A 16,276-nucleotide genomic window follows, 5' to 3' on the forward strand; every position below is an offset into this window, starting at 1 on the left:
TATTGTTATCTTTTAGTGAAATATCAAGACGTCTATGTCCATCTCCCTGTCCGCCCCCTCTATCTCTAGCGCATCCGCCAAACGGTCGGATGGTTGGCTGGCCATAAATTGCCTGAAGGATCGGGTGGATTTGGCCCATGTGCAGCAGGCTCCCGGACAGATGCCCGAGGTCGTTCTGCTTGAGTCCTACGCCACGGGAGGCGATTTGCAGGGGGCCTTGCAGCGTTTGCGCAAGGAAAAGCGCCTGCATTCCCATCGTTGCGTGGTCATGCTCAATTCCGGTGACTTCCAGGTGTTGCAGGTCGAGGCGCCCAGTGTGCCTCTCGACGAGCGGCGGCAAGCCTTGCGTTGGCAGATCAAGGATATGCTGGACTATCCCGTAGAGGCGGCAACCCTGGATGTGCTGGATGTTCCCGGTCAGCAGGGCAGTGGGCGGGCGCAACAGGTGCTGGTGGTAGTTGCGGCCAATGCTGTGCTGTCGCCGCTGGCTGCGGCAGTGGCCGGTGCCGGACTCAAACTGGAAGCCATTGATGTTCCCGATATGGGGCAGCGCAATATCGCCGCCTTGCTGGAAAAGGACAACAGGGCCGTCGCTCTCCTGACTTTCGACGATGATGGCGGCCTGCTGACGGTCAGTGCTCAGGGCGAGTTGTATGTCAGCCGCCGCATTGATGTCAGTCGCCAGGCGTTGGAAGGGGCTGCGGACGAACGTCGTGAGCAGCTATTCGACCGCATCGTGCTAGAGGTCCAGCGGACCCTGGATACTTTTGATCGCCAGTACAGCTTCGTGCCGATGGGGCAACTTTGGCTGGCCCAGGTGCCGGGTGGCGAGAGCCTGAAGGCTGCCCTGACCCCCAACGTTTATGTGCCGGTCGAAACTCTGGATTTGGGGAGTGTGCTGCATTTCCCCGGTATTCCCGAATTGCGCCATCCGGAGCGCCAGGCCCAGTGCCTGAAGCTGCTCGGTTGTGCGATGCGTTAAGGGGGTGGTGTGAGCCAACAAATAAATCTGTTCAGTCCCGCCCTGCTTCCCGAGAAGGAGTGGGTTACTGGACGCAATCTGGCAATGGCCATCGCTACGTTGCTAGTGCTGCTGCTAATTGCGGCCGCTTTGATCCAGTACCGCGTGGCATCCGCTACAGAACGGGCCAAGGCTGGCGAGCAGTCCGTTACCCAGTTGAAGACCAAGCTACAGGAGGTTAGTCAGCAGTTGGCGGCCGCCAAAACTCCGGTGGAGAAGGATGCCGAGCTTTCCCGCCTACAACGCGCCGTGACTGAGCGGGAACAGGTGCTGGCCCTGCTGGAACAGGGGTCGCCTAAGGAGGGGCAGGGTTTTGCCGACTATTTCCGCGGCCTAGCCCGTCAGTCCTTGCCCGGTTTGTGGCTCACCAGTTTTTCTCTGGGAGCGGCGGGCGATGGATTGGAAATTCGTGGTCGTATGACTGACCAGTCCCTGCTGCCCGAATATATTCGTCGCCTCAATCGGGAGCCGGTGTTCGTGGGGCGGGAGTTTGCCGCCCTGGACGTTCGTCTACCGGAGGCGCCCGATGCCTCGCAAAGTGGTACGGCCAAGGCATCCGAGCCAGTGGCAAAGCCCTCCCAGAGTTATGTGAATTTCGTCTTGAAGCCTTTGCGCTCCTCTTCTGCTGGGGAGCGGGACGCAACTGAGCGCAAGGGGAGTGAGCAATGAAGGGGCAGTTTTTGGCCTGGCTGGCATGGTTTGATGCCCGTAACAGAAGAGAACGGACCATCATCGCAGTAGCCGTTGTCTTCCTGGTGTTGTTCCTTGGCGATGCCTTGCTGCTATCCTCTCCGCTGATCCGGAGCCGGGCTCAGATTGTCTTGGCGGAACAACATGAAAATGAGGCTGCGAACCTCTCTCAACAGCTTCAGGTGGCCCAGTCCGAATTGGCGAGCAGTGCGGCAAATCGGGCTCAGGTCCTGCAGGCCTTGAAGAGCCGGGTTACCAGCCTGGATGGACAACTGAAATCGTTTGATGGCACCCTCGTTTCCCCCCAGGCTGCTCCGGCCCTGCTGGAACGCCTGATGGGGCGTCGCAAGAGCCTGCAGATGCTGGGTCTGCGTACCGTGGCGCCGGTGCCGGCCATCGATGGTCCGAGTGCTGCCAGCACTCCCGAGTTGAATCTTTACCGCCACGGTATCGAGATACGCCTGGCCGGCAGCTATGGCGACCTCCTTGGCTATTTGGCCGATCTGGAGTCGGCACCGGAGCGGCTGCTGTGGGAGGGGGCAGAACTGAAAGTTGATGTGTACCCCCGTTCCATTCTGACCCTGCGGGTCTATACCCTCAGCCTGGATAAGGCGTGGTTGGTCCTATGACACGAATCAAATGCCTGGTGTTTTGGGGTGGCTGTTTGGCGATGATGCCTGCCATCGCTGACGATAGTGCTCTGCCTGATCCTACCCGGCCACCGGAGGCCTGGGTTCATGTCTCTCCGGAAGGCGGTGCGGCGGTGTCCGGCCCCGTCCTGCAGTCAGTCGTGCTGCGCCGGCAGGGAACTCCGGTGGCAGTCATCAGCGGTGCGATGGTCCCCCTGGGCGGCAAAGTGGGCGATAGCATTCTGGTCAAGATAAAAGAAAATGAAGTGGTCCTGAAAGGGCCGTTGGGGAGCGAGGTTCTACGCATGACTCCCGATGTGAACAAGAAAACGGTAGTTGAAGTTCCCAAGCCCGTCGGGCGCAGGAACCAAAGGGGTAATTTATGAAGCGAGCCTTGATCGGCATTCTGGCCTCCCTGTTTCTCGGCGGTTGCGTTACCTCGGGAGGGAAACCGGGTGCCACTTATGAGCGTATCCAGAGCGAGATGAAAGGTGCGGTGGATGCCAATCGCTCCGCCAGTGCCGATGCTGTGAATCAGGCATTGCTGCCGCCGCTGCAACTGGATGTGCCCAAGGCGCCGCCGGCTGAGCCTCGCTTTGACCTGGCGGTGACCAATGCTCCTGCGTCCCAGGTCTTCATGGCGCTGGTTTCCGGTACCCGCTACAGCATGCTGGTGCCGCCGGAAGTGGCGGGCTCGATCACGGTCAATCTGAAAAATGTCACCCTGCGGGAGGCGCTGGAGAGTCTGCGGGACCTGTATGGTTACGACTTCCGGGTGCAGGGCAACCGCATCACCGTCATGTCCAATGCGATGCAGACCCGGGTCTTCCAGGTTAATTACTTGGCCGGCCGGCGTCAGGGTTCCAGCGATGTGCGGGTGACCTCCAGTTCCATTAGTGTGGTTTCCCCTGGTGCTAGCACCTCTGGCAGTTCGACCTCTTCCGCCCAGGCTCAGGCTGCCACTGCCGCCGGCACCACGGGTGCTGGTGCCGGCGCAACCCGCGCCCAGGACAGTAGCCGTGTCTACACCTCGCAGGATGCTGACTTCTGGACGGAATTGAAGACGGCTCTGGGAGCCATCGTCGGGACGGAGGACGGGCGTAGTGTCATCATCAACTCCCACTCCGGCGTCATTCTGGTGCGTGCCATGCCCGGTGAGTTGCGCAATGTGGAGCAGTATCTGCGGGCCACCCAGGCCATTATCGAGCGCCAGGTCATGCTCGAGGCCAAGATCATTGATGTGGCCCTGAGCGATGCCTATCAGTCGGGCATCAACTGGGCGTCCTTCAGTGGCCACACGACCCTTGGCGTGGCTGCCAATGGTACATCCCTGTCTCCGTCAGGAGCACTGACCTCAGCCAATGCTTCCATTCGTCCGGGGACAGACGGAAATCTGGGATCGGTTGGCACCAACGGCTTCTTTGGCCTGGCATTCCGCACCAAGAGCTTCGCCGCGCTGCTGAATTTCCTGGAGACCCAGGGCAATACCCAAGTGCTGTCCAGCCCTCGCATTGCCACCCTGAATAACCAGAAGGCCGTGCTGAAGGTCGGTACCGACGAATACTATGTGACCAACGTCAGTTCCACCACCATTGCTTCCACCACCACTACCACCACCCCGACGGTGACGCTGCAGCCGTTCTTCTCCGGCATTGCCCTGGATGTGACGCCCCAAATCAACGAGAGTGGCCTGATCACCTTGCATATCCACCCCTCCATCAGCGTGGTGACGGAGAAGAACAAGAGCCTGAGCCTGGGTACGGATCTGGCCATGACTCTGCCCCTGGCCACCAGCAGGATCAACGAGTCCGATACCATCGTGCGGGTTCGCGACGGGGAGATCGTGGCCATCGGCGGCCTGATGACCCAGGACCAGTCCGATGCCAGCAACGGCCTGCCAGGAATCCATCAGGTTCCGGTTATCGGCAACCTGTTCGGTCAGAAATCCAAGGTCCTGAACAAGCGGGAACTGGTGATCCTGCTCAAGCCCACGGTCATCCAGAACGAATCCGACTGGCAGTCCGATCTGCAGAACACCCAGTCCCGCCTCGACGATTTCGATCCCCGGAGAGCCCTGCCCCAATGACATCTGCCGGAGCCGGGGGGGCGTCGTGTATCTGAAGCATTTCGGATTGGTGGAGTATCCGTTCGGGATTACGCCCGACACCAGTTTTGTCTACGCCACCACCGGCCACCAGGAGGCCTTGAATACCCTTCTGGTGGCGCTTCGTGCGGGAGAAGGATTCGTCAAGATCACCGGGGAGGTCGGCACCGGCAAGACGTTGCTCTGCCGCCGTCTCCTGCAGAATCTGGGCGACAAGTTCGTTACCGCCTATCTGCCCAACCCCAACCTTGAGCCCCGTACCCTCTACCTGGCCCTGGCAGAGGAATTGCGGTTGAAGGTGGCGCCGGATATCGATCAGTACCACCTGCTCAAGTCCCTCAACAAGCGTTTGCTGGATATCGCCCGGGAGGGCAAGTCCACCGTGGTCTGCATCGACGAGGCTCAGGCCATGCCGCTGGAGAGCCTGGAGGCCCTGCGCCTGCTTTCCAATCTGGAAACAGAAAAACGCAAACTGCTGCAGTGGGTCATCCTGGGACAGCCGGAGCTGGACAAAAAACTGGGCATACCGGAAATCCGGCAACTGCGACAGCGGATCGCCTTCCATTACCGCCTGCCCGGACTGGGGCGTCGCGAGGTGGCGGCCTACGTGGCCCACCGCCTGCGGGTGGCCGGTTATCGGGGCGAAGAGCTGTTTTCCTCCGGCGCCATCAAGGGGTTGCACCGCGCCAGCCGCGGTACGCCCCGCCTGATCAACATCCTAGCCCACAAGGCCCTGCTGGCCGTATTCGGCGAGGGACACTTCCAGGTAAGGGGTAAGCACATCAAGGCTGCCGCCCGGGATACGGAAGGCACCCGCTCGCTCCGTCTCTGGTGGTAGAAGGGTTGCCATGAGCCTGATCAATCAGATGCTGCAGGATCTGGACCAGCGCCAGGCAGGAGAAGTGCAGCGGGCCCTGCCCAACGAGGTACGCCCCCTTCCTCCGAGCCGTCGTTCTTCCATTCTGCCTTGGGTTATCGCCGGCGGCAGTATCGCCCTGACGACGGCAGCCGTTTATTTTTACCTGCCTTTGGCAACGCAAGGTGAGGCTGCGCCTGTGGCCGCGGTCGTGGTGTCTCCCCCTGGAATTCCGACGGATGAGCCCCCGGCTGTCCCATCCGCGGGGGGCAGCGTGCCGATAGCGGTACCGGCACCGGTACCGGCCCCAGCTGCCGCAGAGCCCATGCCCTTGCGGCTGTCGGATGTGCTTTCGATGCCCCAGCCGCGGCAATCATCCATTCCCCAGGAAAGCCGGAGTGCCCCGCTGGCGAAGGAGAGCCCTGCGGTTGCGCCAGTTCCTGTGACCGTGCCACAAGCCGTCCCTGCCAAAGTTGTGAGCGGGGTTGCTGCCAGTGTTGCGAGCAAAGGTGAAACGCGGGATGGACCTGTTCACATCGAAAAAACGCCCCTGCAGGCCACTCCCCAGGAGCGTGCCGAGTCCGAGTACAGGCGGGGTGCTGCCCTGCTGGCCCAGGGACAGCTCAAGTCCGGCATGGATGCACTGCGCTCCTGTCTGAAGGTCGATGGCACTCACGCAGCCGCCCGGCAACTGCTACTCAAAGCATTGCTGGAGCAGCGTTCCTATGATGAGGCCCGGGAGTTGCTGTCCGAGGCGGTACAACTTCAGCCCGGACGCTATCAGTGGGCCATGGCCCTGGCGCGGCTGCAGATCGAAAAGGGGGATGCGGCAGGCGCCTGGCAGAGCCTGCAGGCCTCCATGGGGGCGGGCGCCAACAACGCCGATTACCAGGGGCTGGCCGGCAATGTCCTGCAACGACTGGGCAATGGCAAGGATGCCGCCGAGCACTACCGGGCGGCCTTGCGCCTCAGCCCGAATGACGGCCGCTGGTGGATCGGCCTTGGCCTGGCCCTGGAGTCCCAAGGCAACGGGGCAGAAGCGCGTACGGCCTTCCAGACGGCCCGGGCTAGCGGTTCCCTGACGCCGGAGATGGCGGCGTTTGTGGAGCAGCGCCTGCGCTGAATCCGGGAGGCTGCTTGGCGGTCGCCTCGGCCTTTTCCAGGGAAGCTGCCAGCGTCCTGATTTCCGGATACTTGTCGGCCAGCACCCGCACCTGACGCAGTGCCGCTGGCACCCGGGCGGGATAGGCGAGGATGGCCAGCTGCAGCATCTGTTGGGCCTCATCCTGGCGCCCGGCCAGGGCCAGCAGGGCCGGATACTTAAAGACCAGTCGATCCACCGGCGAGAACAACAGGCTGTCGGCGGTGATTGCCAGTTTTTCCTCCAGATTGTCCGGGCTGATGGGGGCGGCCAGCGCGTAGTAGAGCTGGACGTAGTGGGGGAACAGGGACTCGCCGTAGAGTTTGCTCAAGCGGGTATGCACCTCCGGCCAGGAGGTCTGCTGGGTCGTGTCGATATCCCGCCAGTGCATGGTGTCCTCCAGCAGGGAATAGTCCCGATACAGGTTGCCCATGACCCAGATGCCGGCCAGCAGCAGCAGCGCCATTGCCCGGGGGCCGAGCTTGCCCAGGTCGATGGAAATGGGCCTGGGGGCCAGCGCTCCCAGGAGGATGGCCATGGGGCCGAGGAAGAAGGCGTACCACAGGGGGTATTCCAGCTGGCTGTGCAGTCCGACGATGGTGATGGCGGCCAGTCCCCACCAATGCCCATGCCCCCATGCCTGCTTCCGGAATTCGCGCCACAGCGCCACGCCGACGAGCATCAGGGTCAGCAAACTGGCGATGCCGAATTCGGCCAGCAGCTGGGCGAAAAGGTTGTGTGCGTGTTCCGCCGCACCCGGCAGGCTGCCCGGTGGGACGGAACCGGCCAGGACGAAGGTCTGCCAGGAGAAGGCGCCCAGGCCGACGCCCAGCAGGGGAGCCTGGAGGAAACTGTTCCAGGCGATCTGCCACAAGGCAAAACGGGTGGAAATGCCGCCGGGGTCGCTGTACAGGCGCTCACCGGCCGTGACCATGGCAACGTCGCTCACGTTGCCGAAGTGCTTGGCAAGCTCCACCAGCAATGCGGCGGCGATGACCCACCCGGTACCTTTGCGAATCGAAGCAAAGTCGGACTGCCGATAGCCCATGGCAAAACTCAGGATGGCCGTGGCTGCGATGTACAGATAGACGGAGCGGGAGGCCGTGAAGACGGCGCACAGGGCCAGAGGTATGGCGGCCAGCAGGAACTGCCACGGGCGCAGGCGCTGCCGGGCCTGGAGATAGATGGCGGAGAGGACACCCAGCCAAAGATAGTCGGCGAACTGGTTGCGTTGCCCCAGGTTGGCAAAGACCTGGCCATTGCGGGTGGGGAAAATGAATTCCAGGCCCAGCCAGTCGGGACGATACGACTGCAGGCCGACGATGAGGAGGCTCATCAGGCCGCCGCAGAGAAAGCCGATGGATAGCGTCTGCGCCAGGCGTTCCAGGCCGGCTTCCCTGACCAGCACCCGGCCCAGCAGCAGCATGAGGCAGGCCCAGATGAGGTAGAGGCAAAAGAGCAGGCCCTGGTGCAGGAAATGGACCTTGCCGGCAACCAGCTGAAACAGGAACAGGGCAATGAGGGCAAAGGGAATCAGGGCGCCCAGGGGCAGGCGCAGATCCTGGCGTGCCGGCTCCCGCAGGAACAGGCTGCTGGCCAACAGGCCAAGCAGGCCGGCCCACCACTCCGCATAAAAGGAGGGAATGGGGTTGTAGTGGTGCGGATTGAGGAAGGGCAGGCAGGCCATGGCCCCGACCAGGAACAGGCTGCACTGCAGATGGCGCTGATAGGAAAAGGACATCGGGGCGGCGGCGAAAAAAGGCTAATGATGACAGGTGCGGGCAATGACGCCTACATCCACCTGCCGTGCGCCATGCAGTTTCAGGGTTCTGGCACATTCCGAGAGGGTGGCGCCGGTGGTGAGGACGTCGTCAAGCAGGAGCAGCCGTTGGCCGTCGAGGGCGGTGGTGCAATGAAAGGCGCCGCGGACGTTGGCGTGGCGCTTGTCGATGGGCAGTTCTGCCTGGGCCGTTGTCGCTCGCGTCCGTTGGCAGACCTGGGACAGGACCGGCAGGTTCAGCAGCCGGCCCAGGTGCTTGCCTAGTTCCAGACTCTGGTTGAAGCCCCGCTCGCTCATCCGCTCCCCATGCAGGGGCAGGGGCACGATGGCGTCCCACTGGTCGGCCAGGGGTGCCAGCTGTCGCGCCAGCCCTTCGGCGAAGAGGGGTGCCAGCCCCAATTGGCCCTGATATTTGAAGGCCTGGATCAGCCGGTCCACGGGATGCTCGTAACGCCATGGGGCCCAGGCGCGGTCGAAGTGGGGAGGCTGTTTCTGGCAGTGGCCACAGGTCAGGCCTCCGGTGCCGGGTTCGGCGCAGCGGGGACAAGCATTGGCGCCGAGCAGCGGCAGGTCGTCACGGCAGGCGGTGCACAGCATGCCTTCCTCACAGCGGTCGTGGCACAGCAGGCAACTGGCCGGAAGCACTGAATTCAAAGCGAATTTCCAGGCCCGCCCGAGGACTTTCCGGCTTTGGGCTACAATTGACATTTCACCCGTGCTCCGGGATTATTCATAATTATGAGCCATACTTAATAGTATGGATGTCAGTAGGGTTTTTCGCAAAGGTTTTGCCATGAATGCAGTCGCAGCCGCCGTTTCCGCCACTTCTCCCGCCGCCAATAGTGCTTCCGCCCATGCTGCCACCGACAAGCCGGTGTGGAGCCTGGAGCAGGTGCAGGCCCTGTTCGATCTGCCTTTCATGGACCTGGTCTTCCGCGCCCAGCAGGTGCACCGGGAAAACTTCGACCCCAATGCGATCCAGCGTTCCACCCTGCTCTCCGTGAAGACCGGCGGCTGTTCCGAGGACTGCGGCTACTGTTCCCAGTCCGCCCGCTACAGCACGGATGTGGAGCGGGAAGCCCTGCTGCCCCTGGATGACGTGCTCAAGGCCGCCCAGGCCGCCAAGGACCGGGGCGCATCCCGCTTCTGCATGGGCGCCGCCTGGCGCGGTCCGAAGGACAAGGACCTGGACAAGGTCACCGAAATGATTTCCGCCGTCAAGGCCCTGGGTCTGCAGACCTGCGTCACCCTGGGCATGCTCAAGGACGGCCAGGCCGAAAAGCTGAAGGATGCCGGCCTCGACTACTACAACCACAACCTGGATACGGACAAGGAATTCTACGGCCAGGTGATCAAGAGCCATTGCCAGGAAGACCGCATCGACACCCTGGAGCAGGTGCGGGATGCCGGCATCAACGTCTGTTCCGGCGGCATCATCGGCATGGGCGAGACCCGCAAGAACCGGGCGGCCCTCATCGCCCAGCTGGCCAACCTGCCCAAGGCACCGGAATCCGTGCCCATCAACAACCTGGTGCCGATTCCCGGCACGCCCCTGGCCAACGTCAATCCGGTGGACGGTATCGAGTTCGTGCGCACCATCGCCGCCGCCCGCATCACCATGCCCACCTCCTATGTGCGCCTCTCCGCCGGCCGTCACGAGATGAGCGAGGAACTGCAGACCCTGTGCTTCCTGGCCGGTGCCAATTCCATCTTCTACGGCGAAGCGCTCCTGACCACCGGCAACTCCCAGGCTGACCAGGACGACGCCATGTTCGCCAAGCTCGGCCTCAAGCCCGTCTAAGCCCCATGGAACAGGCCGCGGCTCCCCTGGTGGACGACCGCCAGGTGCGGCGCGCCTTTGCGCGTGCCGCCGCCGGCTACGACGGCGCCGCCTTTGTCGCCCGGGAAGTGGGCGGCCGCATGGCCGAACGTCTCGACTACGTGCGCCTGGAGCCGGCGCGCATCCTCGATCTGGGCTGCGCCACCGGCGCCGACCTGGCGCCTCTCCAGGCCCGCTATCCCCAGGCCCTCACCGTTGGCGTGGACGCCGTGCCGGCCATGCTGGACCAGGCCCGGCGCCAGCATCCGGCCAGCGGCCCGTTGCTTTCCCGGCTTCCCGCCTGGCTCGGTGGTGGCTCCCGGGGGCCGGCCCTGGCGGGCGGCGAGGCGGCCCGGCTGCCCTTTGCCGGAGGCAGTTTCTCCCTGCTCTGGTCCAATCTCATGCTGCACTGGGTGAATGACCCGGAACCGGTGCTCAAGGAATTGCATCGCACCCTGGAAGTCGGGGGGCTGCTGATGTTTTCCACCTTCGGCCCGGATACGCTGAAGGAACTGCGGGCCGCCTTCGGCGATGGCTACGCCCACACCCAGCGCTTCATCGACATGCACGACTGGGGCGATCTGCTGGTCCATTGCGGTTTCGCCGATCCGGTGATGGATATGGAAATCCTCACCCTGACCTATCCGGACTTTGACGCCCTGGCTGCCGAACTGAAGGCCGCCGGCGACACCGTCGCCATGACGGCGCGCCGCCACGGCCTGATGACGCCCCGTCTGTGGCGCCAGGCAGCCGCCGCCTTTGCCGCCAAGGCCAGGGACGGCCGGGTGCCGGTGACGCTGGAGATGGTCTACGGCCATGCCTGGAAAACGGCGCCGAAGAAGACTGCAGACGGGCGCAGCATCGTGCGCTTGGACTTGCCACCTCCTCGGCGTGCCGAGTAAATCTTAGGGGCGCTGGTTCGCATTCCTTTTTCGCCACCCGGCGAAGCGCCGTAACAATCCTTCCGCCTGCTGCGTGGATGCAAGTAGTTCCGCCTGCTGGAAGTACCTTTCTCCCGCCGCAAAGTCCTGCCGCTGCAGCAAGCATTCCCCCTTGAGCCAAAGAATGTCGGCAAGGCAGTACTCATCTTCGTAGCGCACCGCCTCGTCGATGGTAACGTCCAGCAGGGTTTCCGCCTCGCGCCAGGCCTCCTGGGCTTGCAGCGCACGGGCGGTGATCCAGCGCGAGGTCGTGATGCCGGCATGATAGGCCTCCTGCATTTGGGCGGCAGCGGCGAAAAGGGCACTGTTATCTGTCAGTTCGCCGCTTTGGGCTGCTGCCCCCAGTAGGAACAGGCTGTTTACACTTTGCCACAGGGGTAACCCGTACTGGGCCGCTAGAGCCCGTCCTTCCTCTCCGAGGCGGAATACCGCGGCGCAGTCGTCTCGGCTCCAGTGGACGGCTACGGCAAAGGTCAGTGCAAAGCACAGGGTGTGGATCCGTCCGCTTTGACGTGCCAGTTGGACAGACTCGTTCGCCATCGAGACTGCTTTCTCCTCATCTCCTTGAAACCACAGGTTCCAGGCCAGGAAGGCGCGACAGGTGACCGCTGGGTCGTCAACGCAGAAGCGTATCCGGTCCCGGGGCAAGAGTCGGGTGGAGATATCGATGCCGGCTTCTTGCCATTGTTTGGCTTCCTTCAACTCCCCGCGCCAGAAGAGAGAGTTGCCGAGAGCAAAGCTCGCCATAAGGCGCTCCGTATCACTTTGGGCGATGGACTGAAGGCGTCTGGCAATCTTCAGCCCTTCCACTTCCCCTTGGGAACTGCCGCCCATATAGCGACCGCTCAAGGCCGTGAAATAGGCGATCCGCCGATTGCCGCTGAGATGGGCATCCTTTTCCAAGCCGGCGGCTACCTGAGAAAAAAGTCGGTGGGCTAGGGGCGAACCAAATCCCTGTGCCATCTGAGCGGCATAGCCCAGTTGTAGTTGGGTTGCCTGCAATGCTTGCAAGCCATTGCTTGCGCAGATTTTTTCAGCAGCTTCGAAACAGCGCAATGCATCGCTGGCGAACTCTCGGGACATTGCCTCATTGCCGGCCTGGTTCCACCAGTGGGTCGCCTCCTCCCAGCAATGGCCCGCGGCAAAATGACGAGCGACCGCTTCCGATGGCGTTCCACCTCGCTCCTGGAGTAGGTAAGCCGTATGCCGGTGCAAACGCCGGCGATGTTCTTTGGGAAGGCTGTTGTAGGCGGCGTCACGGATTAGTGCATGGCTAAATTCGTACAAGTCATCGCGCAAGGGAATGATGAGATTTTGCGCGAGAGCTGCATCCAGTGCTTCGTCAACAGCAGTGTCTGGTAGTAATTCCCTCAGGAAGGCGCTGCTGAAACTGCTACCAAGCACCGCTGCGCTGCGCAGCACATCCTTGGCCGCTCCCAGGCGATCCAGTTCGCTTTGCAGAAGCTCGGCAATCGGCTGGTGATACGTCCGACCTTCGGTCATGTCCCGCGTCAAACGTTGCAGAAAAAGAGGAATGCCGCCGCAGACGAAGGCGATGTGCTGCTTAGCGCCTTCAGACAGCTTGTTCATCCAATCGGCTGCATTGATCAGAGCTAGCGCCGAGCTCATGTCCAGGGGGGGGAGGTCCAGCCGTAGAATGTTGGGTTCCGTCAAGTGTGCGAGCAAGTCGTTCCGTCCCGTCAGCATGAGAAGAATCGGTTGATTGCCCAGACCTTTAACCAGAATCTCGAGGATTTCCAGAGTGGCCATGTCGGCCCAGTGTAAGTCGTCCACCAGAAGTAGCACCGGCCCTCGCGAAGATGCCGTTGCCAGTAGCTGCAGCATGGCTGCAAAGAGCAGGCTCTTTGCCTGCAGGGGGTGAGCACCAAGGGCTGGGGCGCCAATGGCCTCCAACAGAGATATTTTCTGCGAATCGGCCATATGGGGGGCCGTAAGTGATAGATGCCTCTCCAGTTTTTCCCTTCTTAGCGGTGCTGGGTCATGGGCTGCAATATCCGCCTCGCTTTCAAGGCAGGCAATCACGGCACCCAGGGGGCGGTGCTGTAATTCCAGGCGGCATTCTATGCGATAGACCTGGTTTCCCTGAGCGTGCACGTGACGGGCTAGCTCTTCCATCAAGCGGGTCTTGCCCATGCCTGCAGCAGCGCGGGTAATGGCAATGCGGGGAGCTCCGCTTAGCACCTCATCCCACAGTTGCTGCAACTGGCGCAATTCACCATGGCGGCCAGCCAAGGGCATGGTGTCGCGATCGCCGTCGTGGCGTTGCGAGGTTGCGCCACCGAGTCGCCAGGCGGGAATCGGGGGCTGCCCATGGAGAGAGGGGCCGACAGGTACCGCCTGCAAGGAAAACAGGTGTCCGATCTGCTGAGTCGCAGCCTCATTGAGGAGCGTATCTCCGGACTTGGCATGCCAGCCAAGCAAAATTGCATGGTCGGGCGCATGGCCGAAGAAAAAAGGTGTGGTCGCTTGCCGCTGGTGCAGGACTTCCCCCGCTGCGATCCCAATGTTCAGGCAGAGGTGGTGGCACGGTCCCCGGCGCAGATCGCTGGCGGCTAACAGTGCTCGTTCAGTTGATCGTTCGACTGCGGGAGGCAGGCCGAATAGCGCCAGGATGCCGCGGCCGGTAGCTGAAGTGAGTGAGCCTCCGTGGCGCTGCACTACTGCGACGATGGCGAGCAGCAAGTCCCCGTCGGCTCCTCTGCCATCTTCGATGGACAGCCCCAGGTCGCAGTACAGCGCTGTGATATGTCGTAACTCCGGCAGAGGGGAGGGCTCGTAGCGCTGAATCCCGCGGCTATCGGCCAACGGGGAGGTGACAGCCTGCGCTCCGTCGCAGCTGCGCAGGAGTTCAAGCTGGAGTCGAGCATAGCTTTCGTCGTGTGGTACTAAGGCGCACAGTCGATTAGCACCGGTTAGGGCTTCGGCATGGTGGCCGGTACGCTGGAGCCGTTCCACCACGGCTTGCAGTTGCTGTAAGCGGTTTAGGTGCAACGTCCGGCGAAGCTCCAGCAACCACTCCTCATAGTCCCGGGAGGGAATGGAAATGCCGACCAGAGGCTCTTCCTGGAACAGTAAGGCCTCCATATTCCCTCCTGTCGGCTCATGGATGTCGACATCCAAGCCCTGCCCCAGAACATAGCGTATTCGTTGGCCATCCCGCTCCAATGCATCGGATGCACCGGTGCCATCGAGTAGTCCGGTCAGATTGTTCAGTACTTGCCGCAGGTTGGTTCTGGCGGCGCTGCTGTTCAGATGGGGCCACAACAGTTCTGCCAGATGGGCCCGCTGCTGCCATTGTCCGGGATGGGCCGCCAGAAAGCCGAGTAGGGCCCAGCCTTTGCGGTACTTTACCTTCGGCGTGAGATCCTGCTCCCCTTGATACAGCCGAGGGCAACCAAGCAATTTAAGGAACGTGGGGGGCGATGGTGGTGATGCGGTTGGTGACATGGGTCGTAGCATGATAAGTCGAGGGTCCCCGATGGGACTGAGGAGGCTAGCGTAACAGAAACACTATTACGCTCTTCTTACGCCCGCTTCTTATGCTTGCGGCAATTTTTACACGTACGGCCCCTTGCATGACGACCGCAGCGAAACCGATAGCCCTCTTGCTTGCCTGTTCTTCTGCCATAGCCCAGATGCCTCCGGATGCAGGGACATTGCAGAGAGAGGCAGAACGGGCATTGGAACGGCAGTTGCCAGCTAATCGTCCCAATGCGCCCCTGGAACGCCCGATGTCGGACGGTGCAAAAGCTGTCCGGGTTTCGGTCAAGAGCTTTTCCGTGGAAGGCGCGACGCTGATTCCCGCTGCCGAACTCGAAGGGTTGCTGGAAGATTTGCGCGGTCAGTCATTGACGTTGGCGGAACTGGAAAGTGCTGCTCAGCGGGTGGCCCGCTATTATCGGCAACGGGGTTGGTATGTCCGCGTCTATCTTCCGGTTCAGGATGTTACTGCTGGCCACTTGCGTTTGCAGGTAGTGGAGGGGCGCTACGGTGGGGTCCGGCGTGAGCAGCATGGGCAGCGAACTGACGGCGTCTATGTGGAAAGTGTGGTGACCCAGGGCCTGAAAAATTGGGAGCCGTTACCGGCTAATGTCCTGGAACGGGGGCTGCTGCTGGCCAATGATCTGGCGGGTGTTCGGGCTACAGGTATTTTGGAGGCTGGGGAGGTGCCTGGTACCTCGCGCCTGCTGCTGAAAATCGATGACCTACCTTTTCTGAGCGCAGACCTTGGGGTGAGCAACCAGGGGGTGAAATCCACCGGTGAATGGCAGCTGGTAGGCGGGGTCGGCCTCAACAACCTTAGTGGTCGCGGTGACCGACTTTCCCTGCGTACCTTGGCCGCAGAGAACTTAAGCAGCCTGACTCTGCAATACAGCTCGCCGTTGGGGGGCGATGGTTGGGCTCTCGGCCTTTCCACATCCGTGTTGGATTATCGGCTTGGGGAGAGGTTTTCCAGCCTGAAGGCCCAGGGGAGTGCTACGACGGCAGGGGCCACGCTCAACTACGCCTGGGTTCGCCAGGCTGACCGCAACTTGCGGTTTAGCCTGGGTCACGAGCAGCGTCAGTATGCCGATGATGCAATGTCGGCGCCGTTGCGTCGGCAGAATGTGGAAGCCTGGAGCTACGGGATAAATGGCGACATTCGCGACGCTCTGTGGGGGGGCGGCAGCAGTTGGGGCGCGCTGCAATTGATTTCGGGGCGCCTACGTATCGGGGATATTGGGGGGGAGCGCTCCGCCGATGCTAGCGGGCCCCGGAGCGCTGGGAGCTACGACAAGGTGACGCTCCAATGGAATCGCCTGCAGTCCCTGGGAAATACGGGGTGGTTGCTGCAGTTCGGCATCAACGGCCAGTGGGCTGACCGCAACCTAGCCAGCTCCGAGCGCTTTTCCCTTGGTGGCCCTGGTGGTGTAAGGGCATATCCGGTGAATGAAGGTAGTGGTGATGAGGGCCTTCTTGCCAAACTGGAATTGCAGCGGGAACTGACTTTTGGTTGGCGCGGCCAGCTCTTCTACGACTATGGGCGTGTCCGACAGCACAAACGGGAATGGTCAGGTTGGCAGGGGGGCAGCGCTCAACCTAACCAATATCACCTGGAAGGCGCCGGTATCGGGGTTAGTTGGGCAGGAGCAGGTGACTGGCGTTTCTCGGCTACTTACGCTGCGCCAATCGGCAGTAATGCCGGGGCCGGCAGCAAAGGTGAAAACAGTGACGGCAGTGCCAGCGGCAACCCCCGCCTATGGCTATCCCTATCCGCAGTCTTTTGACCTTTTC

The 16,276-nt window shown here is 62.0% G+C and carries 13 protein-coding genes; 10 read left to right on the plus strand and 3 right to left on the minus strand.

The genetic code is table 11. The annotated features are described in order from the left end of the window. The first annotated feature begins 34 nt into the window (after positions 1-34). From AC1RTA_RS05830 to AC1RTA_RS05860, 7 genes are read left to right on the plus strand one after another with little or no spacing between them, the layout of a single operon-like run. A complete protein-coding gene (locus AC1RTA_RS05830) occupies positions 35-982 on the plus strand; it encodes a hypothetical protein (RefSeq protein WP_492784206.1) in 948 nt (315 codons plus the stop codon). A gap of 9 nt (positions 983-991) precedes the next feature. Beyond that, positions 992-1,690, plus strand: coding sequence for a PilN domain-containing protein (locus AC1RTA_RS05835; RefSeq protein WP_492784207.1), 699 nt, complete (start codon positions 992-994; stop codon positions 1,688-1,690). Further along, on the plus strand, positions 1,687-2,340 hold the full coding sequence (locus tag AC1RTA_RS05840; protein ID WP_492784208.1) for a type II secretion system protein M: 654 nt from the start codon (positions 1,687-1,689) through the stop codon (positions 2,338-2,340). The genes AC1RTA_RS05835 and AC1RTA_RS05840 overlap by 4 nt, the downstream gene beginning before the upstream one ends. Further along, the gene (locus AC1RTA_RS05845; protein WP_050804269.1) at positions 2,337-2,726 is read left to right on the plus strand and encodes a hypothetical protein; all 390 of its coding nucleotides are present in this window, start codon (positions 2,337-2,339) and stop codon (positions 2,724-2,726) included. Before AC1RTA_RS05840 ends, AC1RTA_RS05845 begins: the two co-directional genes overlap by 4 nt. A gap of 8 nt (positions 2,727-2,734) precedes the next feature. Beyond that, positions 2,735-4,426, plus strand: a complete 1,692-nt coding sequence (gene mshL, locus AC1RTA_RS05850) for a pilus (MSHA type) biogenesis protein MshL (RefSeq protein ID WP_492784209.1) — start codon at positions 2,735-2,737, stop codon at positions 4,424-4,426. A gap of 25 nt (positions 4,427-4,451) precedes the next feature. Beyond that, positions 4,452-5,282: an ExeA family protein gene (locus tag AC1RTA_RS05855; protein WP_492784210.1), complete on the plus strand. Its 831-nt coding sequence runs from the start codon at positions 4,452-4,454 to the stop codon at positions 5,280-5,282. Between the two features lie 10 nt (positions 5,283-5,292). Beyond that, complete coding sequence (locus tag AC1RTA_RS05860) at positions 5,293-6,423, plus strand: tetratricopeptide repeat protein (RefSeq protein ID WP_492784211.1); 1,131 nt, start codon at positions 5,293-5,295, stop codon at positions 6,421-6,423. Here AC1RTA_RS05860 and AC1RTA_RS05865 read toward each other — a convergent pair. Next, a complete protein-coding gene (locus AC1RTA_RS05865) occupies positions 6,368-8,182 on the minus strand; it encodes a PglL family O-oligosaccharyltransferase (protein ID WP_492784212.1) in 1,815 nt (604 codons plus the stop codon). The two genes, AC1RTA_RS05860 and AC1RTA_RS05865, sit on opposite strands and share 56 nt — an antisense overlap. A 21-nt stretch (positions 8,183-8,203) precedes the next feature. Next, positions 8,204-8,866 carry a ComFC family protein gene (locus AC1RTA_RS05870; RefSeq protein WP_492784236.1) on the minus strand — a complete coding sequence of 221 codons (663 nt, stop codon included), beginning with the start codon at positions 8,864-8,866 and terminating at the stop codon, positions 8,204-8,206. A gap of 148 nt (positions 8,867-9,014) precedes the next feature. On the opposite strand from AC1RTA_RS05870, the gene bioB reads away from it, so the two are divergent. Both bioB and AC1RTA_RS05880 read left to right on the plus strand, forming a co-directional pair. After that, a complete protein-coding gene (gene bioB, locus AC1RTA_RS05875; RefSeq protein WP_014236398.1) occupies positions 9,015-10,022 on the plus strand; it encodes a biotin synthase BioB in 1,008 nt (335 codons plus the stop codon). A 5-nt stretch (positions 10,023-10,027) separates the two neighbouring features. Further along, complete coding sequence (locus AC1RTA_RS05880; RefSeq protein WP_492784213.1) at positions 10,028-10,942, plus strand: methyltransferase domain-containing protein; 915 nt, start codon at positions 10,028-10,030, stop codon at positions 10,940-10,942. Positions 10,943-10,945: 3 nt separating this feature from the next. On the opposite strand, the gene AC1RTA_RS05885 is transcribed toward AC1RTA_RS05880, so the two are convergent. Beyond that, positions 10,946-14,449, minus strand: a complete 3,504-nt coding sequence (locus tag AC1RTA_RS05885) for an ATP-binding protein (protein ID WP_492784214.1) — start codon at positions 14,447-14,449, stop codon at positions 10,946-10,948. A 284-nt stretch (positions 14,450-14,733) separates the two neighbouring features. On the opposite strand from AC1RTA_RS05885, the gene AC1RTA_RS05890 reads away from it, so the two are divergent. Next, the gene (locus tag AC1RTA_RS05890; protein ID WP_492784215.1) at positions 14,734-16,269 is read left to right on the plus strand and encodes a ShlB/FhaC/HecB family hemolysin secretion/activation protein; all 1,536 of its coding nucleotides are present in this window, start codon (positions 14,734-14,736) and stop codon (positions 16,267-16,269) included. Positions 16,270-16,276 lie beyond the last annotated feature (7 nt).

It is taken from the genome of Azospira sp. MPR-E4 (genome assembly GCF_058809645.1).

Bases quoted from the DNA above. Each gene is read 5' to 3' on its own strand.
- AC1RTA_RS05890 (WP_492784215.1), top strand. From the start codon at position 14,734: ATGTCGGACGGTGCAAAAGCTGTCCGGGTTTCGGTCAAGAGCTTTTCC.
- AC1RTA_RS05845 (WP_050804269.1), top strand. From the start codon at position 2,337: ATGACACGAATCAAATGCCTGGTGTTTTGGGGTGGCTGTTTGGCGATG.
- AC1RTA_RS05830 (WP_492784206.1), top strand. From the start codon at position 35: ATGTCCATCTCCCTGTCCGCCCCCTCTATCTCTAGCGCATCCGCCAAA.
- bioB (WP_014236398.1), top strand. From the start codon at position 9,015: ATGAATGCAGTCGCAGCCGCCGTTTCCGCCACTTCTCCCGCCGCCAAT.
- AC1RTA_RS05880 (WP_492784213.1), top strand. From the start codon at position 10,028: ATGGAACAGGCCGCGGCTCCCCTGGTGGACGACCGCCAGGTGCGGCGC.
- AC1RTA_RS05840 (WP_492784208.1), top strand. From the start codon at position 1,687: ATGAAGGGGCAGTTTTTGGCCTGGCTGGCATGGTTTGATGCCCGTAAC.
- AC1RTA_RS05865 (WP_492784212.1), bottom strand. From the start codon at position 8,182: ATGTCCTTTTCCTATCAGCGCCATCTGCAGTGCAGCCTGTTCCTGGTC.
- AC1RTA_RS05860 (WP_492784211.1), top strand. From the start codon at position 5,293: ATGAGCCTGATCAATCAGATGCTGCAGGATCTGGACCAGCGCCAGGCA.
- AC1RTA_RS05885 (WP_492784214.1), bottom strand. From the start codon at position 14,449: ATGTCACCAACCGCATCACCACCATCGCCCCCCACGTTCCTTAAATTG.